Origin of the sequence: Chryseobacterium salviniae (assembly GCF_035819015.1) — a bacterium.
In the GTDB taxonomy this organism is placed as follows: domain Bacteria; phylum Bacteroidota; class Bacteroidia; order Flavobacteriales; family Weeksellaceae; genus Chryseobacterium; species Chryseobacterium salviniae.
On sequence record NZ_JAYLAA010000034.1, the window covers coordinates 135,473 to 159,656 of the forward strand.

Here is a 24,184-nt window from a genome sequence, read left to right on the forward strand (position 1 = left end):
AACCAACCGGCTATTTTTCCACTCTCCGATTTTTAAGACATCAAAACTTTATACACACAACAATAATTAAATATCCGTATGCCCATCATTAGATATTCAGGACAAAAGAGCAAGACCCTCGAAGAATTCTACCAGGAATTAACGGGTGAAGATTCAACTTACACTGAAAATGAAACAGGAAAAGCAATGCTCGAATTTATTTCAATGGTCAACCAAACGTTCACAAAAACTATATTATATGGAGTGACTTCCCATTACAGGCTTGTCATACAGGCAACAGATAATTGGGAAGATGATTGGTATGTAACGGTTTATAGCTTAGGCGATAAAAGATTTTATTTTGAATACCGGATGCCTAAAGAACAGAGTCCCTGGAACTACGCAATTGTCAAAGGAAAAGCAAACACCATTGACGAGGCAAAAGACTTTCTCATCATTTCCATGACCGAGAGTAAAGGCTGGACAAACAATAAAGAATTAAAAAAACTTTATGACCAGCTAAAAGGCAGAAATACACAAAACAAGAACTTTACCTTGTGGCTGGAATTCGAAGAAGCTGATCCGGCAAACTGGGATAAAGAAAATGAATTCTGCAATATCCATGTTGATATGGAAGACGGGCGGCATTATGGCCTTAACGTTTGGACTTACAAGTTTCTGGAAAAGGCAGTTGGCGAAGACAAAAAAACCGGACAAAACCTGAACGGATTATACCAAAGACCGCCGGATTTATTTGTAAAGGAATTAACAAGAGCGTGCATTCAAAAAACTATTGACGATTTACTTACAATTGACGATTTAGAAAAGGTTTTGAACCCAAGTATTTGTAAGAAATGACCGATAACTTCTCTAGTTAGTTGTACGTGAAAATCGTATTAATTTTTACAACCCTACTCATCTGTTTAATCAGCCAAAAGAAATTTCAAACATAAATTTAGATATGGATAAAGTAAAATTCAAACATCATCTCTATGAAGCAACTAAGCTTTTATCTGAATTTACAAGGACACTTTGCTATAATGATCTTAAAGACAATTACCTATATTTAATAACCCCGAACTCGCGAACGGCTTATGAGCATTTGAGTGAAAAAGAAATTCTTATCTTAAAAACATGGAATCAATATGAAGGTAAACTTTTAACAGCTAAGCAGGTAATTGATCTTCTTCATCATGATAATAAAGTACCCGTGTGGATTGACATGACAATTTATGAGGCAAGACGTGATGTAACCGTAATAGATTTGTTTTGCAGCAGGCGGTTAAGAGATGAAACCGAATTGATGCATCCGGGAGTTCCTCCATTTCACGTACAGATTGCAATACCTCCAGACGATTTAAAAGCAGAAATAAACGGAAAATTTGATGTTAATTGGAAAAAAAAGCACGACGAAAACCAAAAACCTAAGGGAATTTTAAGTAGATTGAAAAAATTGATAAAGAAAAAATGATTCATGTGCATTTGTATTGAAGTCATTATAAATATCCGGTCTGCAATCTTTTAGTCAGAAAAAACAACATCAAAATACAGGCTCTGTGTCAAATTTTATATTTGTCATTTAGTAGTAATTACGAAAATTAAAAAATAACCTATGAAAAAAATACTCACGATTTCACTTGTGCTCTTATTATCCTTCTTCTCATTGGGCTGCGCCCAAAACCCGGAATCTAAAAACAAACCGGATTCCAAAGAAGAAGAGTTTAGTGAAATTATAGCTTTTGAGGATTATAACATTTCTATGCTGAGATTGATTGTTACTCCGGAAAAATACCATAATAAAACGGTCCAGATTATTGGATATTTGAATCTTGAGTTTGAAGGCAATGCTATTTATTTTCACCAGGAAGATTATGAAAAAGCATCATCAAGAAATGGGATGTGGGTTGATTTCAGTGGTGATTTAGCCCAGAAAGTAAATTTGGAAAAATACAATAAGAAATACGTAATTATAAAGGGAAAATTTGATATGAATTCAAGAGGACACATGGGAATGTTTGGTGGCACGATCAAAAATATATCCCGGCTTGATGTATGGAATTAAACAATGATTTAAAAAATTTCCCAAAAGACTGATCGTAATAAAGCTACCGGTTGGCGAGAGCATCTCACTCGTGCCTAAATACACAAGTTTCACTCAAACCCTACCCCGCTAAAACTATTAATCCTCAATATTCAGCCGCTTCAAAATAACCGTCCGCAAATGTTCTTCATGGGTATCACCCCAATTTCCCAACGCCGCAATGACGGGAATTAAGGTCTGCCCGAAATCCGTAAGGCTGTACTCTACTTTCGGCGGAACAACGGGATAGATTTTTTTGGTAATCAACTCATGGTCTTCCAGTTCTTTCAGCTGAATATTCAACACCCTTCTTGTTGCATCCGGAATTTTCCGCTGCAGTTCGCTGGGTCTCTGGTGTCCCTGATGAATAAACCACAGCAAACGGATTTTCCATTTGCCGTACAGCACTTCGCCAATCAGATCCAAGCCGCAGTTCAGGTTGGGTAAAATTTTCCTTTCATACATAAAGCAAATGTAAACCTATGTTCCAAATTGTGCAATAGGGGAAAAATTGTTCCCTATCCGAATCGTAATTCCGTACTTGTGAGGCGCGTACATAAGTCCCAACTTTGCCTAAACAAAACAAACAAAATGGAACAGCAATTTAATTTCAACAATGAACTGTCGGGCAAAATTGCCCTGGTAACGGGAGGTACAAAAGGAGCCGGAAGAGCCATCGCAGAAAGGCTTTTGCAGGCAGGCGCAACGGTCATCATTACCGCAAGGAACGCCCCACAGGATGAAAACAGCAGCCTGCATTTTATTGCAGCCGATTTAAGTAAATCAGAAGGCTCTCAAAAAGTAGTCGACGAAGTATTGTCAACCTATGGAAGACTGGACATTCTGGTGAACAACCTCGGATCTTCCGAAACACCTGCCGGAGGTTTTGCCGCCTTAACGGACGAAAACTGGGAATCAACCCTTCAGGCGAATCTGCTTGCTCCGGTTCGGCTGGACAGAGGGTTTTTACCGCAAATGATCGATCGGAAAAGCGGTGTAATTATTCACATCGCCTCGATTCAGGGAAAACTGCCGCTATATGATTCTACGCTGCCGTATGCCGCTGCGAAAGCCGGTTTGATTAATTACAGCAAAAGCTTGTCCAATGAAGTGACACCAAAAGGGATTCGCGTATTGACCGTTTCTCCGGGATGGATCAACACATCAGCATCAGTAGCCTGGCTGGGCGAAATTGCAAGAAATGCCAACAGTACGTTTGAAGAAGCTCAGCAGGGCGTCATGGATGCACTGGGCGGAATCCCTTACGGCAGACCCGCAGAACCGGAAGAAGTAGCAGAGTTTGTAGGATTTCTGGTTTCACCGAGAGCAAGTTATTTAACAGGAACCAATTATATAATCGACGGTGGAACCGTACCCACCATTTAATCAACCTAAAATTTTAATACAATGAATTTACCAGACGTAATCACAAAATTAGTGCAGGCGCAAAACAATTTCGACAGCACCGCATACGCCAATTGTTTTACCGAAACAGCCGTAGTGTTTGACGAAGGAAAAACGCACAACGGAAAAACAGAAATAAAAAGCTGGATCGATAAAGCCAATAAAGAATACCAGGCAACGATGGAACCATTAGATTATTCGGAAACCGAACATACGCTGAAAGCGGAAGTTGCTGGTAATTTCCCCGGAAGCCCGGCGATCCTTACCTATTATTATGAGTTTGAAGATGGATTGATCCGGTCTTTGAAAATCGTATAAATGCATTCAGTAAGTTAAAACCATCTGAAAAAAAAATGCTGTCCAAAAATTTTGGGCAGCGTTTTTTTCGCTACCACATAAATAGATATTTTTTTTGCTCCGGAGGAAAGTTTCATATTCAAAAACAAATTCATAAGTTTACAGGTTACTCAAAATTCAAACAAATCACAATGGAAAACAAAAAAGAGCAACACATTCCTGATGATGGTCCATTTTACCACGGAACTAAAGCTGACTTGAAAATCGGAGACCTCCTTACTGCCGGATTTGAATCGAATTATTATCCAGAGATTATCATGAACCACATCTATTTCACGGCACTGCAGAACGGCTCAGGCCTTGCCGCTGCACTGGCAAAAGGTGACGGAAAAGAGCGGATTTATATCGTAGAACCCACCGGAGCATTTGAAAACGATCCGAATGTTACCGATAAGAAATTTCCCGGGAATCCTACCCGATCCTATCGCAGTACAGCTCCCTTAAAAGTTGTGGGCGAAGTGACAGAATGGATCAGGCTTACCGATGATGAACTTCAAAGCTGGAAAGAAAGAATTGCCCAGCTAAGGGAAAATCCTGATGCAGAGATTATCAATTAATTTCTATTAAAATCTACCCTATGGAAAATAAAAACTATGAAAGGATCTTCAATATGTCTTTCGCAGGAGTTTATCCTCATTATATTGCAAAAGCGGAAAAGAAAGGCAGAACCAGGGAAGAAGTGCATACCATTATCTTCTGGCTTACAGGCTACGATGAAAAAAGTCTCCTGAAAATCCTTGAAAACAAAACAGACTTCAGGACTTTCTTTGCTGAAGCTCCGCAGATCAACCCTAAGGTATCACTCATCAAAGGCATTATCTGCGGTTATCGTGTAGAAGAAATTGAGAACGAGCTGATGCGGAACATCCGTTATCTTGATAAGCTCATTGATGAACTGGCAAAAGGTAAAAAAATGGAGAAAATTTTAAGGACGGAACCATAAATAAAGCAGATAAATTTTCGATTTTTCACCATCAGGTATTTATAGACAGCCATGAAACCGGAAAGAATTTGAAATAATATGTTTTCATAAAATGTAAAGCCCGGTGCAGACGATTTCCATAAAGGTACTTTTAATGAAATTTTGTTTGACAGACAAGAAGTGAGCAAACTTACAAACAGAAACGCTAATCAATTTAATATCAGTTGATTTCATGATTAATTTTGATATAGGAACAATCATCCGGAAAAAGTATACAACAATCCTGAATTTGTATTAACAAAAAAGTATTTTTCCTGATGATATTTGCATAATAATTTAATACCAAATGGATAAAAAAGTAATTTTAATCACCGGGGCAAGCTCGGGAATGGGTAAAGAAACAGCAAAAGCACTTATTAAAGAAGGCCACGCAGTATACACCGTTGCAAGACGTATTGACCAGATGCAGGATCTGAAAATTTTAGGAGGGCATCCCATTCAAATGGATATAACTAACGGGAATGATATTCAAAACGTTGTAGATATTATTATTGAAAAAGAAGGAAAGATTGATGTCTTATGGAATAATGCAGGTTATGGGCTGTATGGTTCTGTTGAAGACATTCCCATTGAAGAAGCAAGACAACAATTTGAGGTAAATCTTTTCGGATTGGCCGCTATTACACAAAAAGTAATTCCCTATATGCGGAAAGCAAATGCAGGTACCATTATCAACACTTCTTCCATGGGCGGAAAAATGTATACTCCCCTGGGCGCCTGGTATCACGCAAGCAAACATGCTGTTGAAGGATTTAGCGACTGCTTACGGCTGGAGCTCAAACCGTTCAACATTCATGTGGTAGTATTGGAACCCGGAATTATTGTAACCGAATTTGGTGATGTTATGCTACAGAATATCAGCAAATTCTCTTCCCGGGGAGCGTATTCTTCATTAACCAATAAACTGATTGCCGCTACAAAAAAAATGTATGACAGCGGAAAAGGTTCAAAAACAACGGTGATTTCAGAAACTGTTGCTACCATTGTAAATGCAGACCAGCCTAAAACCAGGTACAGAGTCGGATTGTGGGCCAAACCAATGGTTTGGGTGAGAATATACCTGGGTGACAAGCTTTTCGATAAAATTGTAATGAGCCAGGTAAAGTAAATAAATTTTGCTTAAATTTTTGAAAATCATAATATATTCTTAAAATTAAAATACGCAGAACTAACCGATTAATATGTTAAATTACGATCAAGAATGAATCCGATCATCCATCTGAAGACAATTTCAGAAATAAATAAATTTGTACAAACCAAGACACAGCATCCGCTGGTTTCAGTTGTTGACTTCAGTGCTTCAAACGAATATTTAGAAGAAGGCATACGCATTAGCGCAGATTTTTATACCATAATGTTTAAAAATTACTGCTCCAATCAAATGAAATACGGCCGGCAGTCTATTGATTTCCAGGATGGGAATTTAATCTGTATTGCGCCGAAGCAGCTTATTACCCTTGATAATGAAATTGAGAAAAGAGAAGATACGATGGGGTGGGGATTATTTTTTCATCCCGATCTTCTTTATGGTACCGCATTGGGCAGTAAAATGAATGACTACACTTTTTTTTCATATGAAATATCTGAAGCCCTGCATTTATCGGAAAAAGAAAAACAGACGTTGTACGACTGCATACAGAAAATAGAAACAGAACTACACGAAAATATCGACCAGCATAGCCAGAATCTCATCGTAACAAACATAGAACTCCTGCTCAACTACTGTTTACGGTATTACGGCCGGCAATTTATCACCCGTAAAGGCATTAACTCAAATACCATCTCGCATGTAGAAAATCTTTTGAAAGAGTATTTCAGGTCTGATCAAATAAAAGAAAAAGGCTTGCCAACGGTGAAAGATCTTGCGGAAGCAGTACACTTATCTCCAAATTATTTAAGCGACTTACTCAAAAAAGAGACCGGGATGAATGCGCAGGATCATATTCATTATTATCTGATTAAAGAAGCTAAAAATATTCTTTTAAACACCAACTTTTCAATAGGAGAAGTAGCTTTTTCATTAGGTTTCGAATACCCGCAATATTTCAGTAAGCTTTTTAAGCAAAAAACAGGACATACACCGGTTGAATACAGGAACCTCAATTAAAGCAATCAAAACCTCATACAGCAAAAATCATCTCTTCATAAAGCCATACAACTTTTATCTAAATTATTCGTTAAAAATAAGTTATACATAAATAATTTTGAATATGTGTTTTTTGAGTATATTCGTACAAAAACTTACACATGCGACAAACTTTACTCTTTTTGCTGATGGCTTCAGGCGTCATTTCTGCACAAACAACAATTACAAAAGCCTTCAATGACCCTCTGAGCGGTGAAACTGCCAACTATTTATCTGTAACCGGAACTCCGGATAACTCGGCAACAGGTAGTGCTGCAACATTCAACAATGCATCATTAGTTTTTGGCCCGGCTTCTGTTACCAACTATTCCACCCCTACTTCAACAGAAGTTACCACCTTCCCGAATTCCACCTTAAAAATGGTGGCCCCAGGAAACACAGTGTATTACAAACAATCTGCTTCCAAACTGGAGATTACAGGATTAGCAATTACCGATGCTACGCTAAATCTTGCCTCAAATAACGGAACTTTTATTTCTTATCCGGCAGCCTTTGGCTATTCCGAGACGGATCAGGCACAGGGGACATTCAGTTCAACTGCTGCAAGCGGGCTATGCAAAGGGACAATCACGATTTCTGCTGATGCTTCAGGAACCCTTATTTTAGGTTCTGCTACGTACTCTAATGTTCTGAGAATTAAATCTGTACAGAATTTTAACCTGCACCTGCCAAATGATACCAGCTTTTTGTTCCCGATTGGCACTATTGTAAACACTTCTTATTCATATTATAACAGTACTTACAAATTTCCTTTGTTTACAACCATTCAGACGGTAATCAATGTTCCGCTGGCAGGAATTAACAACCAGACAACCAATGCTGCGCAGGCTTTAAATACAGTAAACCTCGCTACCCGGGAGTTTGCTGCGAAAGAAAAACTTACAATCTATCCTAATCCGGCTCAGGAATTTATTCAAATTAAAGGAGGGACAGAAAAGTACGCTGTAGCTAAAATCTATACGCTGGATGGCAGGCTTGTGGAAACTTCCGATATAAAATCCGGGAAAGTTCAGGTTTCAGCTCTTCCTGCCGCTTCTTACTTCATAGAGGTTTCAGGAAAAGACAATAAAAAGCCGGAGACTGCTAAGTTTATTAAAAAATAAAATGGTATAAGATCTTTATTCTACGGGATTCAGTAAGACTGCTTTTGCGTTGGAGTAAATTTAAAACTTATTCAATAATTCAATCAATCCGCACAGAAATTCTGTGCGGATTTTTAACATTCCTTTCTGCAAAATCACCATACACGAAAAACTTAATTTTTTAACATTAAAGTATATTTTTATTAAATATTTTGCCCGTTTTTTGCTTTTACCTGAATACACCCAATTACAAATATCAAAATCATGAAAAAATTCCTTCCCATTATTTTGTTTTCAACCCTTCCCTCTCTACAGGCACAGGAAATTCCTGCCGATCCTTCGGAAAAAATGAATATCATTAAAACAAATGTGACAGCTTATGCATTCAGAAATATAAATCTTACCTATGAAAGGGCCTTCACCCGCCGGTTTTCGGTTAACATGGGTTTTGGTACAATGCCTGAAGGAAAAGTTCCCTTTATCAATTCTTTTTTAAATGATGAAGACGAAAAAAGATTTCAGAATCTGGAAGCAAAGTCTTTTAACTTTACCATAGAAACCCGTTTTTATCTCGGCGCAGGATATGGTAAAGGCTTCTATATTGCTCCGTATTACCGTTATTCAAAAATCACATCCAATATATTTGATTTTTATTATGACTACACCTTCACCGGAACCACCTTTCAGATTCCTCTGAAAGGCTTGGGAAATACCAACGGAAACAGTGGTGGTATCATGGTGGGTACCCAGTTTTTCCTTACGCCGCGCCGCAACCTTGTACTCGATTTATGGATTGCAGGAGCACATTATGGGGTGGGAAAAGGAGATTTTACCATGACCAGCGATATCCCGCTTACGCCTGACATGCAGGCCGAGCTGAAAAGGGAAATTGAAAACCTTGATATTCCGTACGTAAATTATACCGTGGAAACCAACACCAACGGAGCACGTGTAATGATAGACGGCCCCTGGATTGGTTTCAGAACCGGATTATCTTTGGGATACCGATTTTAAAATTATATTAACATTAAAACATTCAATAAAAATATATCCATGAGCTTAGTTTAATATTTTTTTAACCTGCTAAACTTTTCTGTGAATATTTGAGAGCCTAACTTTGCACAAAATTTACATAATGAAGCAAGCGTTGGCAATTGTAATGATTTTTGTATCATTATTCGCTTTTAGTCAGCACGGAAGTACCGATACTGCACAGATTGTGTTACCCAACCGTTACAATAGTGTTGAAGCCCAGGCCAAACCATATGTTATTATGATCTCGGCAGATGGATTCCGGTATGATTATGCAAAGAAATACAATGCGTTGAATTTATTAAACTATTCTGGTGAAGGCATCCGGGCAAAAGCCATGATTCCTGGCTATCCCAGCATTACCTTCCCCAATCACTGGTCTTTAATCACAGGACTTTATCCTTCTCACCACGGTATTATTGACAATTATTTTTATGATTATAAGAGAAATGCGCCGTATGCGATGAGCGACAAAACCAATGCAGAAGATGGCAGCTGGTATGGTGGGCTTCCACTCTGGGGACTTGCAGAACAGCAGGGAATGCTTACGGCTTCTTTAATGTGGGTAGGCTCGGCAAGCGATGCAGGAGGAACACGCCCAACCTACTATTATCATTATCATGAAAAGTTTTCACCGGCAGAAAAAGTGGATAAAGTGATCAACTGGCTGAAACTCCCAACAGACAAACGGCCTCATTTTATCTCCCTATATTTTCCGGAAGCAGACGCCAGCGGACATCATTTCGGACCCGATGCGAAAGAAACGGAAGCCGCAGTACAGAAAGTAGATACAGCCATTGGCGAACTGGTAAAAAAAGTGAACGAACTTGGTCTGAAGAATGTAAACTTTATTTTTGTATCTGACCACGGAATGATAAAAGTGGATGGCAACAACCCCATTGAAATTCCGCAGATGCTGTTGGATAAAAATAGATTTGATATTTACAACTCCCAGACTTTGTTGAGGGTTTATGTTAAAAATCCTGCTGAAATTAAAAGCGTTTATAAAGAATTAAAAGCGTATAAAACCCTGGAATACGAAGTTTATTTAAATAAAAAATTTCCAAAACACCTGCATTTCTCCAAAAAAGATGATTACTATGGCAGAATAGGTCAGATTCTCCTCGTTCCTAAAGCCCCTAAAATATTTCTGGAAAAAGGAAAGAGGGCTTCGGCAGGAAAACATGGTTATGATCCGGCAACCGTTCCTGAAATGAAAGCCATATTCTTCGCATGGGGACCAGCATTCAAAAGCAATATGACTGTCGGCGAATTTGAAAATATAAACATTTATCCTCTTGTTGCCAATATACTGCATTTAAAAATAAGCAAGCCTGTCGATGGTAAAGCAAAAGTTTTAAAAAAAATCCTTGAAAACTATAAAAAGCAGTAACACCGATGACTGAGTTTTCATGCAGCACAGGTGTATTGTATGATAAATCTTAGTATAAGACTGTTAAATTTTTTATTTCTACACTATAGATTATAATACCAATTTTACCACTACCGTAAAATCTGTGCCTAAAAGCGGCATTATTTATTTAGTTAAATTTAAATTGATTCATGATCAAACATATAGATCCATCGTTAGATTCCCTTTAAATTACTACATTTAATAAACATAATTTTGTTGGATGACAACACAGCAGCATAAAGGAATTCACACCTTTCAGACATCTTTCGGGACGATTTCAGCCATAAAGGAAAACAGCGTTATCAGGGCCAAAAGCATCCGTTATGCCCGGTCTCAAAGATTTAAAAAACCTGAACTTTTAGAATATCTGGGAAACCACGAAATCCCGGATAAAACCCCGGTATGTCCACAAAATATAAGTCCGCTGCTGGACAGATTAATCCAGAAAACCGAAGTGAAACAATTTGTACCGGATGAATCTCCTCAATTTCTTACCATTACAAGACCTGAGCATTTTTATGATGATGAAAAACTGCCTGTTATTGTATGGATTCACGGCGGATCTTACGAAATAGGATGCGGTGATCTGCCCACCTCTGATCCTTCCGTGTGGGTAAAGGAACAGGATATCATTGTTGTTTCGATTTCTTACCGGCTGGGGCTTTTCGGATTTTTGGGAGGTGATGAGGAAAGGCCGCCCAATTTGGGACTGTATGATATAATTGCCGCTTTGCAATGGATAAAAAAATATATATGTGAATTTGGCGGAGATCCTGAAAACATCACCCTGTTCGGGCAGTCTTCCGGAGGTGATGCTATTGCCCACCTTATGATCTCGGAGGGAACAGATCATTTGTTTCGCCGGGCTATTATCCATAGTGCGCCATTGGGCTTTAGAATCAACAGGCAGAAAATGTCATCTGAATTTTTCAGGAAAACCGATTTTTTGAAAGGTGAACCGGATCCTTTAAAAATGGTGGAAAGCTATTCGGATTTTTTACCTTCTTTCAGAAAATACGGACTGAAAACATCCATGCCGTTTTGTACACAATACGGTCATCCTCCATTATGCAGAGAAGAAAAAGCCTTAGAAAAATGGCAACAAAATGCAGGAAAATATGATGTTTTAATTGGCTCAAATAAGGATGAAACAGCTTTTTATGTAAAAACCGCTCAAACAGGAATCTACACATACCTTCCTCATAGGATTTTGAATAAGATTGTGAGAAAAACCACGGAGTCGATCTATGAAAAACCGGCGAAAACCTTTGCAGAAAATCTTGCAGCCGGTGGCGGGAATGTGTATCAGTTTGTTATTCAATCTAAATTAAAAAATAATTACATCGGTGCATCTCACTGTGTAGATCTGCCTTTGATATTTGAAAACAAAGAAGCCTGGCAATCAGCAGAATTGCTAAAAGATGTTCCATGGGAATATATTCAGGAAAATGGACAAAAGCTTCGCGCACTCTGGGCAGAATTTGCCAGAACCGGAGTTATTTCGGAAGACTCTGAAAGACCTGAAATCCTTAAGCTTAAAAAAGTTAAGAATTAAAAAGGAATTATTCATCCTAAAAAATACCCGCAAGGTTTGTCATTCGGCAGAGTGTTACCTCTTATAAGAAATGACAAAACTTACGGATGATCATTATAAATATTGTTGGTTTTGCAGTTACTAAGGCTACTCTTCGATCCAGACACTTACATTACCTGCTGGAACCGGAAAATTCCCCCAGCCGTTTTCGTCGATCGTTACTTTATCCTCAAACCTTCCCAATACGTCATAAAAAGTTTTCCCGATATATTTTTCGCCCATTTCCATGGGTTTTTCATACGCTTCTTTGTTGCTGAGCACTACCGCACAACCGGAATGTTCATCATCCCCTTCACGAACCCATCCAAGACAGTTGGCATCTTCAAAATAATCACGCTGTTCTCCGTACGCATGATCTTTTCTAGCCTTCAGCATTTCTTCAATTCCGTCTACTTTATCCAGAAATATTTCCTGGTCATTGCCTTCACGGTCTTTATCAACATAATGCGCACCATACAAATCCGGATAAAACACACATGGATATCCGTCTTTGCGAAGCAGGATGAGAGCATATGCTAAAGGTTTGAACCACTGCTCTACCGGAGCTTCCAGATCCTGTAACGGCTGCGTGTCGTGATTATCAACCAAACTCACCGAATGCAGAGGATCTGCCTGGGTAAGCGTTTCATCGAAAATCCTTCGCAAATCGTAAGAGTCGCCTTCGTTGGAAGCATTGTGGAAATTATTCTGTAAAGAGCTGTCGAAAAGGCTCATGCAGCCTTCCGTAACATCAATGTATTTCTGAAGAAGACCCAGGTATCCCGGCGCCCAGTATTCTCCTACCGCAAAAATATTTTTACCGGAGTTGGATCGCAGCAGCGTAAGCCATTCTTTATAAAAATCAAATGAAATATGTTTCAGGGCATCCAGCCTTACGCCGTCGAAATCGGTTTCATCAAAATACCATTTTGCCCAGTTATTGAGCTCCTCCCGGACGAAAGGATTGCGGTGCTCGACATCATTGAACATCAAGTAATCATAGTTTCCTTTCTCATCATCAATCATTTCTTCCCAGTCGGTTCCGTATTCATTTTTAATTTTAAAAATATGGGAATCCATTCCTTCTGCGTAATCTACGCCGCTGAAGCAGGTATAATTCCATTCAAAATCAGAATATTTTTTACCCCGGCCGGGAAAAGTAAATTTAGTGTAAGACTGTATTTCGATCTCGCCTGAAATAATTTTATCTCTGTTTTCCTCATCTACTTTCAGAGCTTTGAATGTTTCAAGTTCATCTCCCCCGGCCTTGTGGCCAAGAACGATATCAACAATCACCTTGATGTTTTGTTCTTTTAAAGCTTTGATGGCTTTTATGTAGTCTTCTTTTGTTCCGTATTTAGTAGGGACGGTTCCTTTCTGGTCAAATTCTCCCAGATCGTAAAGATCATAAGCATCGTAACCTATTGAGAGACCTCCTGCTGTTCCTTTGTAAGCGGGAGGAAACCATACAGATGTAATTCCTAATTCAGCCAGATATTGTGCGTTTTTTTCTGCTTCTTTCCACAGTTTTCCATCTCCTTCGGAATACCAGTGAAAAAATTGAATCATCGTTTCATTCATAAAATTGTAAATTTGGTTACTACAATATAATGAAAATTTCCGAGATTATTGGTCTTCAAATTCTTTGAACGGAATTTTTAGTTGAACCGACACCAGCTTTTTCTCGTCGGTATTGAGTTGGGAAAGGGATAAACCGAGCAACCGAACGGGTTTATCGAACGGGCGCAATTCCCAAAGCTGTTTACCGGTATTGAAATATTGTTCTGCGGAGGAGAAATATTCTTCCCGGGTAATGCTTCTTGTAAAAAGGGAAAAATCTTTGTATTTAATTTTAAGGGTAAGCGTCCGTCCGAAAATATTATTTTTCTGAAGACGGTTTTGAAGCTCTTCACTCAGGCTCTTTAATTTTTCATCGATCTGCTGCTCATCAAAAAGATCTTCAAAAAAGGTTCTTTCTACTGCAACGCTTTTCTGGATACGATGAGGCTTTACTTCTGAATGATGAATGCCACGCACTACATTATAGTAATAAGCTCCCGATTTTCCGAACAGCCTTGTAAGGTCTTCAATAGATCTTTTCTTCAAATCTTTTCCTTTATAAATGCCTAAACTAAACATTTTATTCGCCGTCACCTTTCCTACCCCGTAAAATTTTTCAACCGGCAACTCTTCAAGAAAGCTTTCTACCTTATCCGGATGAATGGTTTTCTGACCATTGGGCTTATTAATATCCGAGGCTACTTTTGCTAAAAATTTGTTGATGGAAATTCCTGCGGAAGCCGTTAATCCCGTCTGTTCAAAAATCTTTTGACGGATTTCCCTTGCTATCTGATTAGCAGATTCTATTTCCTTTTTATTTTCCGTGACATCAAGATAAGCTTCATCTAAAGATAAAGGCTCTACCAGGTCGGTATATTCATAAAAAATTTCCCGTATTTTTCTTGAAATTTCCTTATACCGTTGAAATCTGGGTGAAACAAAAATAAGATGCGGGCATTTTTCTTTAGCCGTTTTACTGGGCATTGCAGACCGTACCCCGAATTTTCTGGCTTCATAGCTTGCCGCAGCCACAACACCCCGGTGCTCTCCTCCAACCGCAATAGCTTTGCCTTTCAAAGCAGGATTATCATGCTGTTCTACAGAAGCATAGAATGCATCCATATCAACATGAATAATTTTACGAAGGGGAAAAGAAGAATCCATACCGCAAAGATATGGATTCATTTATTCTTTAATTTAGATTAATTTCTTTTGTCTTGAATTCTTTAATCGCAAGGATAAACTAAAGTTTATAAAATAAAATGTTTTTTAAGATAAACAATGCCGTTTCACTAATTTACGAAATACAATCAAATAAATCTGTCTTACTTTATTAAGCGAAGCACCTTTGTAAATTAAACAACATATAAGATAAAAACTTTGTTTACTTTGCGGCAAAAATAAATCATTTCAAAAGCTTATCAATTGTTGCCTGGAGATCGGGATCTTCAGGTGAGATGGCGTAATATTTGGCGATGGCAGACTTCTGATCGATCACCATGTACCTTGGGATCCAGTTGAGATCAATATAGTTGTTGAAATCGTTTTTCCATCCGGAAGCGAACCAATAGTTTTCTTTGTCTTTCATTTCAAATTTTTCCAGGCTTTTTTCGAAACCTTCTTTGGAACGGTCTAATGAAAGGAAAACAAAATCAATATTTTTATTGTTATCTTCCAATTCTTTGGCTTTCGGAAGCGCTTTTAAACAATCCCTGCACCATCCTGCCCAAAAATCAAGGACTAAAACTTTTCCTTTATGCTGATCCAGGATTTGCTGTATGGTAACAGTCTTCCCATCTTCATTTTCTACTTTCTGAAGCAGTGCTTTTTTGGAAAAACTTGTTTTAAGCACTTCGGGAGCCTGCTGGGAGCAGCTTAGTCCGAAAATTCCGATCATGAATAATAAAAACAGTTTCTTCATTTTAAAAATCATTTTTGCAAAGCTAAACAATGAAAAGCAATTTTTAAGAAGTTTTTTATAAATTAGGAAAAATCCGGATTATTGAGAATTTCTATTAATATTAATTTAACATTCATATTCTTTTACCAAACCTTTTATTATAGCAATTACATTAGGCATTGCTTTGTTGGCTGCATTCAGAACTTCTTCGTGGGAAACGGAGAAGGCGATATCGGAACCGCCCAGATCTGTAATGACGGAGATCCCGAAAACATTCATTTCCATATGCCTTGCAACAATAACTTCAGGAACGGTACTCATTCCTACCATATCGCCGCCGATGGCTTTTATCATTCCGTATTCCGCAGGGGTTTCAAAAGTAGGACCTTGCAGTGCCACATAGATTCCCTGGTGAATATTGATGCTATTTTCAGAAGCTACTTTTTCGGCAACAGAAATCATTTTTTTGCTGTATGCTTCGCTCATATCCACAAATCGTGGCCCGAAAGAATCGATGTTCCTTCCCCGAAGCGGATGTTCCGGCATCATGTTGATATGATCTTTGATGATGGCAATATCTGCAATTTTATATTGAGAATTTATGCCGCCGGAAGCATTCGAAAGAATCAGGTTTTTAATTCCTAAAAGATGAAAAACCCTTATCGGCAGCACCACGTTTTCCATAGAATGACCTTCATAATAATGAAAGCGGCCGCTCATCATCAAAACTTTTTTTCCTTCCAGCCTTCCGTATATTAACTTCCCGGTGTGGCCTGCAACTGTTGCTTGCGGAAATTCAGGGATTTCAGAATATTTTAAGATATGAATTGTTTCCACCTCATCTTGGAGCTTTCCCAGTCCTGAGCCCAGAACAATAGCAAAATCAGGAGTATCATTAATAACATCCTGTATAAAGGCCGCTATTTTCTTAATTTTTTCTAACATAATCCAGAATGATTTGGTTAAATTCTTCCTTCTTGTCAATGATTACATTGATAGGCCAGTAATAGACAATATCTCTAAGGTAATCAAAGGTTTTAAGGCGTACATAGTCTTTTTCAGTCGTCAAGATTAGTTTATATTCGCCTAATTTCTTATACTCTGCCACAATATTTTTAATATCTGCTTCCGTAAAGTTGTGATGATCCCGGAATTTTAAATGCTTTACTCTTTGCGAAAATTTAGCAAGATGATTCAGCAAAGGTTTGGGGTTTGCAATTCCCGTAATGAGAAGAATATCATAATAATTCAGGTTGTTATCCGGAAGCATTTTTTCTTTTCCGTACACATTTTCGTCGTAGCCAATGGATGAGAAAAATACTTTCTGACGCTCGGAAGGCCTTATCCTTGAAATATAATATTGCTTGGTTTCTTCAGTAAGCTCGTCGGGACATTTGCTGACCATAACGATGTCCGCTCTTTTAGCTCCCGCTCTTGATTCCCTTAAATCTCCCGCAGGAAGCAGGTGGTCTTTAAAATAAGGATCATTAAAATCGGTCATCATAATAGTGAAGCCGGGCTTTATTGCTCTGTGCTGCATGGCATCATCTAATACCAGAACATCCAGGTCCATATCGGAAATTACTTTTTTGGCTCCGGGAACTCTTTCTTCGGAAACGGCAATAACAAATCGATTTTTAAAACGTTCGAAAAGCTGCATGGCTTCATCGCCTACCATTTTGTAGTTGCTCTCATAGTTGGTAACGGCGTAGCCTTTTGTGAGCCTACCGTACCCTCTTGAAAGCACTCCGGTTCTGTAATGTTTAGACAAAAACTGCGCAAGATACATTACCATAGGGGATTTTCCGCTTCCGCCTACAGAAAGGTTACCGACACATATGATCGGTGTTCTGAATTTTGTCGATTTAAAGATTCCCAGATCATACATTGTGTTCCGGATACCCGTTACCATGCGATAACCTAGAGAAAAGGGATAAAGGTACCATCTTTTCATACCTTGCAAAAATAGGAATTTTCGCATGGATTTTCCTTACTATGGTATCTACTTTTCGAGATTTATTTTAAATATTTTTTTAATCTTAATTGTAAATTGTAATTATTTTACTATTGAGATTTTAAACGAGTTTAAGGATTTATAAGATGTATGGCTAAATTGCTTATTTGTGTATCTTAAGTTAATAGGATTAAATTTCAGCAAGAAATTTGAAACGGTTTTAAATTATGTTGATAATTATCACTTAATTGAAGTAATTTTGCGTAGTTATTTTATTACAGTGAGGTATTTTATAGAATTTTCTTACAACGGCAAAAATTATTTCGGCTATCAGATTCAGCCGAATGCTATTTCCGTTCAGGAAGAAATGGAAAAAGCACTTTCTACAATATTAAGGGAAGAAATCAAAACGACAGGAGCCGGAAGAACGGATACCGGTGTGCATGCAAAGAAAATTTTCGCCCATTTTGATACAGCAAAAATTCTTGACCAAGACCTGCCAAAAAGATTAAACAGCTTTCTTCCGCCAGATATTTCGGTGAAAAGAATTTTTCCGGTAAAGGATGATTTTCATGCAAGATTTGACGCTACGTACAGAACTTATGAATACTATATTTCTCTTGAAAAAAACCCGTTCACAGAAGAATCTGCATGGCAGCACTGGAGAAGACCGCTCGATATCAACAGAATGAATGAAGCCTGTAAAATTTTATTTGAATACGAAGATTTTACAAGCTTTGCCAAACTTCATACCGATAATAAAACCAACCTCTGCAAAATCTATAAAGCAGAATGGGAACAAAACGGAAGCGAATTGAAGTTTACTGTTTCAGCCAACCGCTTCCTGAGAAATATGGTAAGGGCTATTGTAGGAACAATGGTGGACATAGGTGCCGGAAAATTAAAGCCCGAGGATCTCCGCAAAGTCATTGAAAATAAAAACAGGCACTCAGCGGGGACTTCTGCTCCTGCTCATGGGCTGTACCTGGTGGATGTGGGCTATGATTTTGATTGCTCTAAACCTCAATAAAATAAACCTTCAAGATTTTTGAAACCCCTGAAGGTTGAGCAAATCGGGAAGCTTTATTTAGACTCAAATGACAATTGAGATATATATTTAATTTAAAAACTAAAACCATGGATGAAATCGAAAAACTTGCTTTCGCCCTTAATTATTTTGCCGGACTTACAGAGGAAGATTTCAAACTGTCTGAAGATTTCTGGTTTTCGAAAAAATACAAAAAAGGAGAATTCTACAATCTCCGCGGAACGGTTTGTACCTACTTTGGATTTATTGAAGATGGTGTTTTCCGCTCATATTCAATTGACGAAAAAACGGGCGAGGAGAAAAATGTGTTCTTATATTCAGCGAATGGTTTTGTGGTCTCTTTTAAAAGTTTTATTAATCAGATACCCTGCGATTACCATACCCAGGCTTTAACGGATGCTTCTATCATTTATATTAGATACACAGATCTGCTGAGCCTTTATCGTCAGTCGCACCGATGGGAGAAATTCGGGAGGCTCCTGGCTCAGGAAGCTTTCAATGTTACCATGAACAGAATTGAAGGTTTTTTATTTAAATCTGCCGAAGAACGCTATTTAGATCTTATTAAACAGCACCCTGATATTTTTAATAATGTTCCGCTATATCATATTTCCTCTTATCTGGGCATTCAGGGACCATCTCTGAGCAGAATCCGAAAAAGAATTTCGGGGAAGTAGTACGATTTTAACCGAGGTTAAAATTATCTTCATTTTATTCGCGGAACTTTGTATCATAATTTAAAACCAATTAAAAATAAAAGTTATGAAAACAAAAACTATCGTATTTATTCATGGATTATTTGTGAACAATACAAGCTGGAGAGAATGGAAAAATTACTTTGAAGCTCAGGGTTACACGGTACACACTCCTGCAAATCCGGGGCACAGCGGAGATCCGAGAGACTTAAAAAAGAACATTCCGGCAGATTTAAAAGAGGTTGGATTTGATGATGTGATTGCTCATTTATCTAAATTTATTGATACACTCCCGGAAAAGCCAATCGTAATTGGCCATTCATTTGGCGGACTGATGGTTCAAAAACTGATTGATATGGGCAAGGCTGTTGCCGGAGTAAGCATCGACGGCGCTCCACCAAAAAACATAATGGCTCCTTTTTCTACGGTAAAAATAGTGTGGCCCGTAGTAAACATCTTTAAAGGAAACACCGTGTTTATGGGCTCTAAAGAATGGTATCACAAAGCATTTTTTAACAATTACACTAAAGAAGAAAGCGATCAGTTATATGAAACTGTTGCTGTGCCGGAAAGCAGAAAGCTGGCCAAAGATCCTTTATTTAAATCTTCTGCAAAATTAGATTTAAAGAAACCGCATGAACCTTTATTGTTTATTGGAGGGGAGAATGACGCTATTTTCCCTGCAGAATTTTCCCGAAAAATAGCACAGGCTTATCAGGATAAAAACAGCATTGTTGATTTTAAAGCATTTCCGGGACGAAGCCACTTTATCGCAGGTGAGAAAAACTGGGAAGAAGTCGCACAATATGTTTTAGAATGGCTGAAGAAAGTAAATTAGATTTTTCAACAAACCCTGAAGGTTTACATCAATTTAATCATCAATACTATAAATGACACCGATCTGAAATTTTCTATGACTATTTCCGTGCCTTGTAAAGCTTGTCAATTCAGAAAGTCTTATTTTTGCAAAGAATTTTAATGTAATTCTTTCTTCAATTCGTACAATGAAAAAACAAGATACCTGGGGAATTATCAAAAGGCTGTTCTTTATCGGAATGAAATTCCGTTCCTGGTTCATCCTTACGCTGATTATCTCCATCATACTGGCTATGGTTTCTACCTACAGGCCTTATCTTACCATGGAAGTGGTGGATAATGACATCACCAAGCTGAAAGATAAGGCTTTAATGATGAAACACATCTACATTTTGGTAGGTTTGGTTTTCGCAGAAACTGTTTTAAACTTTTTTCTGGTTTATTTTTCTAACTACATCTCACAGAATGTCATCAGGGATATCAGGCAAAGGTTATATAATAAACTCATTTATTTTAAAACTTCATTTTTTGATAAGACACCGATCGGGCAGCTGGTTACCAGAGCGGTAGGTGATGTTGAAACCATTGCCACCGTTTATACAGATGGTTTCCTGATGGTTTTCGGGGATATTTTGAGAATTGTTTTTGTGCTGGTAATGATGTTCAGTACCAATGTGCATCTCAGCTATATAACGCTGGCCATTCTTCCATTGATGGTTGTTATTACCCGATTTTTCCAGAAAAGACTGAAAAAAGCGTTTGGAGATGAAAGGAACTGGACTTCTCACCAAAACTCATTTGTTCAGGAAAGACTGGCGGGAATGCCGATCATTCAGGTATTCAACAGACAGGAATCTGAATTCAAAAAATTTGACGAGATCAACATCACGTTGAAAGGAGCATTGTTGAGAACGGTTTTTATCTTCTCCTTATTCTTTCCTGTTGTTGAATTAATTTCTTCGCTTTTCATTGGATTTATTCTTTTTTACGGAGGCTACATCACGATCAGCGCAGGTGTTGTGATCGCATTCATCCAATATATTTCAATGCTGATTCGTCCTTTGAGGCAGATTGCAGACCGTTTCAATAATATCCAGCGAGGTATTGTAGGAGCTGAAAGAGTTTTAGGATTGATGGATGAGGAAAATTCGATGCCAAATACAGGAACAGTGCAGAAGGATCATTTTGAAGGAAAAATTGAATTCCGGAACGTACATTTTGCTTATGATGAAAAGCAGGAGGTGCTAAAAGGAATTGATTTTACAGTAAACCCTGGAGAAACGGTTGCCATTGTTGGCGCTACCGGAGCGGGGAAATCGACGATTATCAGCCTGATTACAAGGCTTTACGATATTAATTCCGGAAATATTATTATTGATGATGTAGATCTGAAAGATTATGAACTTTACTGCCTCCGAAGCCATATCGGTGTGGTATTGCAGGATGTTTTCCTGTTCCACGGAAGCATTTTTGAAAATCTTTCATTTGGCGATGATTCCATTACGCTGGAGCAGATCAGAGCCGGAGCAAAGGAAATTGAAGTTGATGAATTTATTGAAAGCCTTCCCGGAGGATATGATTATGTAGTGAGCGAAAGAGGTTCTTCTATTTCCCTCGGACAAAGGCAGCTGCTATCGTTCCTGAGAGCGTATCTTTCAGACCCTAAGATTCTGATTCTGGATGAAGCTACCTCATCGATTGACCATGAAAGTGAAAAGCTGATCCAGAGAGCCACTGAAAAAATCACGAAAAACAGAACATCCATTATTATTGCACACCGGCTTTCCACCATTGAAAGAGCGGATAAGATTATCGTTATGGAACATGGTAAAATTGTGGAACAAGGAAAGCATCTTGAACTTCTGGATAAAAACGGATATTATGCAACATTGTACAAGGCGCAGCTGAGACATGAGGTAGAATTGGAAGAAGAAACTAAAAAATAATTAACACTAATAAGCTGATAATGATTATTTTATATTTAGAGTACACATATCTGCACTGCTTTTAAAAAATATCATGCTTAATTGATTATTATAGATGCAAGGAGTTTAGAATAGTAAGATCAGCCCTGCTCTAAGCCTATTTCACGTTAGCTACTTTATACAATAAGAGGTTAGAATCATTGGTGATCTAATCTCTTATTTTTTATTAAATATTATAACTTTTTTTAAGGGTAAGTCCGATTGTTAAAATATTTCTTGGCCTTTTAAAAATTGTGTTTAATTTTTTGTTGCTGAAATAAAAATACTTAAATTTTAATAAATTTATCAAAATGATTTAAAATCAGATAAATAATTACCGAAATACCAACCAATTACTATATTTATATGTAAAAAATCATTACCTTTATATTGATTTTCAAGTATACCCCTGAATTTTGGTAGGGTGTTTGATATAAAAATATAGTTTTAATTAAAATCCAAAAATAGATGAAAAATATCCAAGACGAATTTCAGGTTTTTAAAGATGAATTGAGAAAGTTGAATATCGAAGTTCAGAAAGTGGTAAAAGTAGGAAATGGGAGTATGGATTTCCATGAAGTGTTTTACAAATCGCCAAGATATGAAGATGTGAAGAGTGTATATGTCCAGAGACATAATCTGGATAATATCCTCCAAAAATTTAAGCAAGCTTATCATTAATAGAACCGCAGCTCAGATTCTCTGAGCTGCGGTCTTTTTATGACCTATTCTTTTAATCTTTATCAAGAGCAGATGTTTCCTTCGTGTCTTTCATTTGTGAGTAAACTACAAATGAGAAGAAAATACAAGCTGTGATGTACCAGTAAAAGTAATGTTCTACATTTTGCTGTTTAAACCACAATGCCAAGTACTCTGCTGTTCCTCCAAAAATCGCTACGGTTAATGCATAAGGCAATCCTACTCCCAAAGCTCTTACTTCTGAAGGAAAAAGTTCGGCCTTTACGACTGCATTAATGGATGTGTACCCACTCACGATCAGTAATGCTGCCATAATCAGAAAGAAAGCGCCCCACATGGAAGTGGTTGTACTCAATGCGTTCAGCAGCGGATAAGTGAACACCATTCCTAAAATCCCGAAGCACAGCAACAGGGGCCTTCTTCCTATTTTATCCGACAGGGCTCCGAAAACAGGCTGTAGACAGGCAAAAATAAAAAGCGAAATAAAAGAGATTAATGTAGATTGTTCTTTTGTAAGGTGAACGGTATTGACCAGAAATTTCTGCATGTAAGTGGTATAGGTGTAGAATGCAAGCGTTCCGCCCAAAGTGAGACCTACAACTGTCAGTAATGCTTTAGGATGTTTCAGTAATTCTTTTATGGTTCCTTTTTTATTTTCGCTAAGGTTTTTTTTGTTTTCGAAAGCCTCGGTTTCGTGGAGGTTTGCTCTTAAATATAATGCAATTACGGACAGTAATGCCCCGATAACGAAAGGAATTCTCCAGCCCCAGTTTTCAAGCTGGGTTTCCGTAAGTAATAATTTCTGTAAAATCAGCTGAATTCCAAGTGCGATCAGCTGTCCGCCAATCAGCGTTACATACTGAAAGCTGGAGTAAAATCCGCGTCTTTCGGAAGTTGCCATTTCGCTGAGATAGGTTGCAGAAACGCCGTATTCCCCTCCCACACTCAGTCCCTGCAAAAGACGGGCTATTAATAAAAGTAACGGCGCCAGAACTCCTATTGTATTATATGTTGGTGTTAAAGCAATTAACAGAGAGCCGAAGGACATGAGCAATACTGAAAAGGTCATGGCTTTTTTCCTTCCGATTCTGTCCGCAATGCTTCCGAAAAGCCATCCGCCTACGGGACGCATAAGAAACCCGACGGCAAAAATCCCCGCAGTATTTAGCAGCTGTGCGGTCATATCAGAATCGGGAAAGAATGAATTTGAAAAGTAAATGGCAAATGCTGCGTAAGCATACCAATCGTACCATTCAACAAGATTTCCGATGGATCCGCCTACAATAGCTTTGATTCTACCGGAAGTTGTAATTTGAGAAGTTTTCATACCGGAAAGATATTTCTTTTTCGATATATGGAAAAGATGCTTTGGTAAAAATTTTCTTTAAAATATAATGAAGGTAATCTGAATTATCAGTACGAAAACTTTAGTAAGTATGCTGATTATGGTAAATTTCGGGGCGGGGGGGGGGCCGCCCCCCCCCAAAAAAAATTTWAAA

The 24,184-nt window shown here is 38.1% G+C and carries 25 protein-coding genes; 18 read left to right on the forward strand and 7 right to left on the reverse strand.

Going from position 1 to position 24,184, the window contains the following annotated elements; genetic code table 11:
• The first annotated feature begins 78 nt into the window (after nucleotides 1-78).
• The 3 genes from SOP96_RS08590 to SOP96_RS08600 all read left to right on the forward strand — a co-directional run bounded on the left by SOP96_RS08590 (nucleotide 79) and on the right by SOP96_RS08600 (nucleotide 2,041).
• Entirely contained in the window at nucleotides 79-837 is a 759-nt protein-coding gene (locus SOP96_RS08590; RefSeq protein ID WP_326320569.1) for a hypothetical protein, read from the forward strand.
• Nucleotides 838-940: 103 nt separating this feature from the next.
• Nucleotides 941-1,450, forward strand: a complete 510-nt coding sequence (locus SOP96_RS08595) for a hypothetical protein (RefSeq protein WP_326320570.1) — start codon at nucleotides 941-943, stop codon at nucleotides 1,448-1,450.
• A gap of 141 nt (nucleotides 1,451-1,591) precedes the next feature.
• On the forward strand, nucleotides 1,592-2,041 hold the full coding sequence (locus SOP96_RS08600; protein ID WP_326320571.1) for a hypothetical protein: 450 nt from the start codon (nucleotides 1,592-1,594) through the stop codon (nucleotides 2,039-2,041).
• 117 nt (nucleotides 2,042-2,158) lie between these two features.
• On the opposite strand, the gene SOP96_RS08605 is transcribed toward SOP96_RS08600, so the two are convergent.
• Complete coding sequence (locus tag SOP96_RS08605) at nucleotides 2,159-2,524, reverse strand: winged helix-turn-helix transcriptional regulator (protein ID WP_326320572.1); 366 nt, start codon at nucleotides 2,522-2,524, stop codon at nucleotides 2,159-2,161.
• A 126-nt stretch (nucleotides 2,525-2,650) separates the two neighbouring features.
• Here SOP96_RS08605 and SOP96_RS08610 point away from each other — a divergent pair, with 126 nt between their 5' ends.
• The 10 genes from SOP96_RS08610 (at nucleotide 2,651) to SOP96_RS08655 (ending at nucleotide 12,031) form a co-directional block, all read left to right on the forward strand.
• Entirely contained in the window at nucleotides 2,651-3,445 is a 795-nt protein-coding gene (locus SOP96_RS08610; protein WP_326320573.1) for an SDR family oxidoreductase, read from the forward strand.
• 21 nt (nucleotides 3,446-3,466) lie between these two features.
• Nucleotides 3,467-3,781, forward strand: a complete 315-nt coding sequence (locus SOP96_RS08615) for a nuclear transport factor 2 family protein (RefSeq protein WP_326320574.1) — start codon at nucleotides 3,467-3,469, stop codon at nucleotides 3,779-3,781.
• Nucleotides 3,782-3,951: 170 nt separating this feature from the next.
• Complete coding sequence (arr, locus tag SOP96_RS08620) at nucleotides 3,952-4,377, forward strand: NAD(+)--rifampin ADP-ribosyltransferase (protein ID WP_326320575.1); 426 nt, start codon at nucleotides 3,952-3,954, stop codon at nucleotides 4,375-4,377.
• A gap of 20 nt (nucleotides 4,378-4,397) precedes the next feature.
• Nucleotides 4,398-4,763 (forward strand): DUF2200 domain-containing protein, encoded by a 366-nt coding sequence (locus SOP96_RS08625; protein WP_326320576.1) that lies wholly within the window; start codon nucleotides 4,398-4,400, stop codon nucleotides 4,761-4,763.
• A gap of 325 nt (nucleotides 4,764-5,088) precedes the next feature.
• Nucleotides 5,089-5,910 carry an oxidoreductase gene (locus SOP96_RS08630; protein WP_326320577.1) on the forward strand — a complete coding sequence of 274 codons (822 nt, stop codon included), beginning with the start codon at nucleotides 5,089-5,091 and terminating at the stop codon, nucleotides 5,908-5,910.
• Nucleotides 5,911-6,003: 93 nt separating this feature from the next.
• Complete coding sequence (locus tag SOP96_RS08635) at nucleotides 6,004-6,909, forward strand: helix-turn-helix domain-containing protein (protein ID WP_326320578.1); 906 nt, start codon at nucleotides 6,004-6,006, stop codon at nucleotides 6,907-6,909.
• A 140-nt stretch (nucleotides 6,910-7,049) separates the two neighbouring features.
• Nucleotides 7,050-8,051, forward strand: a complete 1,002-nt coding sequence (locus SOP96_RS08640; RefSeq protein ID WP_326320579.1) for a T9SS type A sorting domain-containing protein — start codon at nucleotides 7,050-7,052, stop codon at nucleotides 8,049-8,051.
• Between the two features lie 243 nt (nucleotides 8,052-8,294).
• Entirely contained in the window at nucleotides 8,295-9,044 is a 750-nt protein-coding gene (locus SOP96_RS08645) for a DUF3575 domain-containing protein (RefSeq protein WP_326320580.1), read from the forward strand.
• A 121-nt stretch (nucleotides 9,045-9,165) separates the two neighbouring features.
• Nucleotides 9,166-10,455, forward strand: a complete 1,290-nt coding sequence (locus SOP96_RS08650) for an alkaline phosphatase family protein (RefSeq protein ID WP_326320581.1) — start codon at nucleotides 9,166-9,168, stop codon at nucleotides 10,453-10,455.
• 241 nt (nucleotides 10,456-10,696) lie between these two features.
• Nucleotides 10,697-12,031, forward strand: a complete 1,335-nt coding sequence (locus SOP96_RS08655) for a carboxylesterase family protein (protein ID WP_326320582.1) — start codon at nucleotides 10,697-10,699, stop codon at nucleotides 12,029-12,031.
• Nucleotides 12,032-12,157: 126 nt separating this feature from the next.
• On the opposite strand, the gene SOP96_RS08660 is transcribed toward SOP96_RS08655, so the two are convergent.
• From SOP96_RS08660 to lpxK, 5 genes are all read right to left on the reverse strand, one after another.
• Nucleotides 12,158-13,618 (reverse strand): alpha-amylase, encoded by a 1,461-nt coding sequence (locus SOP96_RS08660; protein WP_326320583.1) that lies wholly within the window; start codon nucleotides 13,616-13,618, stop codon nucleotides 12,158-12,160.
• 57 nt (nucleotides 13,619-13,675) lie between these two features.
• Nucleotides 13,676-14,773, reverse strand: coding sequence for a DNA polymerase IV (gene dinB / locus SOP96_RS08665; RefSeq protein WP_326320594.1), 1,098 nt, complete (start codon nucleotides 14,771-14,773; stop codon nucleotides 13,676-13,678).
• Between the two features lie 241 nt (nucleotides 14,774-15,014).
• Complete coding sequence (locus tag SOP96_RS08670) at nucleotides 15,015-15,530, reverse strand: TlpA family protein disulfide reductase (RefSeq protein ID WP_326320584.1); 516 nt, start codon at nucleotides 15,528-15,530, stop codon at nucleotides 15,015-15,017.
• A 105-nt stretch (nucleotides 15,531-15,635) separates the two neighbouring features.
• Nucleotides 15,636-16,454: a purine-nucleoside phosphorylase gene (locus tag SOP96_RS08675; protein WP_326320585.1), complete on the reverse strand. Its 819-nt coding sequence runs from the start codon at nucleotides 16,452-16,454 to the stop codon at nucleotides 15,636-15,638.
• Nucleotides 16,438-17,463 carry a tetraacyldisaccharide 4'-kinase gene (gene lpxK / locus SOP96_RS08680; RefSeq protein WP_326320586.1) on the reverse strand — a complete coding sequence of 342 codons (1,026 nt, stop codon included), beginning with the start codon at nucleotides 17,461-17,463 and terminating at the stop codon, nucleotides 16,438-16,440. Before lpxK ends, SOP96_RS08675 begins: the two co-directional genes overlap by 17 nt.
• A 280-nt stretch (nucleotides 17,464-17,743) precedes the next feature.
• On the opposite strand from lpxK, the gene truA reads away from it, so the two are divergent.
• From truA to SOP96_RS08705, 5 genes are all read left to right on the forward strand, one after another.
• Nucleotides 17,744-18,493: a tRNA pseudouridine(38-40) synthase TruA gene (truA, locus tag SOP96_RS08685; protein WP_326320595.1), complete on the forward strand. Its 750-nt coding sequence runs from the start codon at nucleotides 17,744-17,746 to the stop codon at nucleotides 18,491-18,493.
• A gap of 107 nt (nucleotides 18,494-18,600) precedes the next feature.
• Nucleotides 18,601-19,188 carry a Crp/Fnr family transcriptional regulator gene (locus SOP96_RS08690; protein WP_326320587.1) on the forward strand — a complete coding sequence of 196 codons (588 nt, stop codon included), beginning with the start codon at nucleotides 18,601-18,603 and terminating at the stop codon, nucleotides 19,186-19,188.
• Nucleotides 19,189-19,273: 85 nt separating this feature from the next.
• Nucleotides 19,274-20,044, forward strand: a complete 771-nt coding sequence (locus tag SOP96_RS08695; RefSeq protein WP_326320588.1) for an alpha/beta hydrolase — start codon at nucleotides 19,274-19,276, stop codon at nucleotides 20,042-20,044.
• A 166-nt stretch (nucleotides 20,045-20,210) separates the two neighbouring features.
• Nucleotides 20,211-21,968, forward strand: a complete 1,758-nt coding sequence (locus SOP96_RS08700; RefSeq protein WP_326320589.1) for an ABC transporter ATP-binding protein — start codon at nucleotides 20,211-20,213, stop codon at nucleotides 21,966-21,968.
• Between the two features lie 486 nt (nucleotides 21,969-22,454).
• Nucleotides 22,455-22,667, forward strand: a complete 213-nt coding sequence (locus tag SOP96_RS08705) for a hypothetical protein (protein WP_072883545.1) — start codon at nucleotides 22,455-22,457, stop codon at nucleotides 22,665-22,667.
• Between the two features lie 52 nt (nucleotides 22,668-22,719).
• Here SOP96_RS08705 and SOP96_RS08710 read toward each other — a convergent pair whose 3' ends face one another.
• On the reverse strand, nucleotides 22,720-24,012 hold the full coding sequence (locus SOP96_RS08710) for an MFS transporter (protein ID WP_326320590.1): 1,293 nt from the start codon (nucleotides 24,010-24,012) through the stop codon (nucleotides 22,720-22,722).
• Nucleotides 24,013-24,184: the final 172 nt, after the last annotated feature.

Excerpts from the sequence above, each read along its gene's own strand:
- SOP96_RS08590 (WP_326320569.1), top strand. The coding sequence starts at position 79 with ATGCCCATCATTAGATATTCAGGACAAAAGAGCAAGACCCTCGAAGAA.
- SOP96_RS08595 (WP_326320570.1), top strand. The coding sequence starts at position 941 with ATGGATAAAGTAAAATTCAAACATCATCTCTATGAAGCAACTAAGCTT.
- SOP96_RS08600 (WP_326320571.1), top strand. The coding sequence starts at position 1,592 with ATGAAAAAAATACTCACGATTTCACTTGTGCTCTTATTATCCTTCTTC.
- SOP96_RS08605 (WP_326320572.1), bottom strand. The coding sequence starts at position 2,524 with ATGTATGAAAGGAAAATTTTACCCAACCTGAACTGCGGCTTGGATCTG.
- SOP96_RS08610 (WP_326320573.1), top strand. The coding sequence starts at position 2,651 with ATGGAACAGCAATTTAATTTCAACAATGAACTGTCGGGCAAAATTGCC.
- SOP96_RS08615 (WP_326320574.1), top strand. The coding sequence starts at position 3,467 with ATGAATTTACCAGACGTAATCACAAAATTAGTGCAGGCGCAAAACAAT.
- arr (WP_326320575.1), top strand. The coding sequence starts at position 3,952 with ATGGAAAACAAAAAAGAGCAACACATTCCTGATGATGGTCCATTTTAC.
- SOP96_RS08625 (WP_326320576.1), top strand. The coding sequence starts at position 4,398 with ATGGAAAATAAAAACTATGAAAGGATCTTCAATATGTCTTTCGCAGGA.
- SOP96_RS08630 (WP_326320577.1), top strand. The coding sequence starts at position 5,089 with ATGGATAAAAAAGTAATTTTAATCACCGGGGCAAGCTCGGGAATGGGT.
- SOP96_RS08635 (WP_326320578.1), top strand. The coding sequence starts at position 6,004 with ATGAATCCGATCATCCATCTGAAGACAATTTCAGAAATAAATAAATTT.
- SOP96_RS08640 (WP_326320579.1), top strand. The coding sequence starts at position 7,050 with ATGCGACAAACTTTACTCTTTTTGCTGATGGCTTCAGGCGTCATTTCT.
- SOP96_RS08645 (WP_326320580.1), top strand. The coding sequence starts at position 8,295 with ATGAAAAAATTCCTTCCCATTATTTTGTTTTCAACCCTTCCCTCTCTA.
- SOP96_RS08650 (WP_326320581.1), top strand. The coding sequence starts at position 9,166 with ATGAAGCAAGCGTTGGCAATTGTAATGATTTTTGTATCATTATTCGCT.
- SOP96_RS08655 (WP_326320582.1), top strand. The coding sequence starts at position 10,697 with ATGACAACACAGCAGCATAAAGGAATTCACACCTTTCAGACATCTTTC.
- SOP96_RS08660 (WP_326320583.1), bottom strand. The coding sequence starts at position 13,618 with ATGATTCAATTTTTTCACTGGTATTCCGAAGGAGATGGAAAACTGTGG.
- dinB (WP_326320594.1), bottom strand. The coding sequence starts at position 14,773 with ATGGATTCTTCTTTTCCCCTTCGTAAAATTATTCATGTTGATATGGAT.
- SOP96_RS08670 (WP_326320584.1), bottom strand. The coding sequence starts at position 15,530 with ATGAAGAAACTGTTTTTATTATTCATGATCGGAATTTTCGGACTAAGC.
- SOP96_RS08675 (WP_326320585.1), bottom strand. The coding sequence starts at position 16,454 with ATGTTAGAAAAAATTAAGAAAATAGCGGCCTTTATACAGGATGTTATT.
- lpxK (WP_326320586.1), bottom strand. The coding sequence starts at position 17,463 with ATGAAAAGATGGTACCTTTATCCCTTTTCTCTAGGTTATCGCATGGTA.
- SOP96_RS08690 (WP_326320587.1), top strand. The coding sequence starts at position 18,601 with ATGGATGAAATCGAAAAACTTGCTTTCGCCCTTAATTATTTTGCCGGA.
- SOP96_RS08695 (WP_326320588.1), top strand. The coding sequence starts at position 19,274 with ATGAAAACAAAAACTATCGTATTTATTCATGGATTATTTGTGAACAAT.
- SOP96_RS08700 (WP_326320589.1), top strand. The coding sequence starts at position 20,211 with ATGAAAAAACAAGATACCTGGGGAATTATCAAAAGGCTGTTCTTTATC.
- SOP96_RS08705 (WP_072883545.1), top strand. The coding sequence starts at position 22,455 with ATGAAAAATATCCAAGACGAATTTCAGGTTTTTAAAGATGAATTGAGA.
- SOP96_RS08710 (WP_326320590.1), bottom strand. The coding sequence starts at position 24,012 with ATGAAAACTTCTCAAATTACAACTTCCGGTAGAATCAAAGCTATTGTA.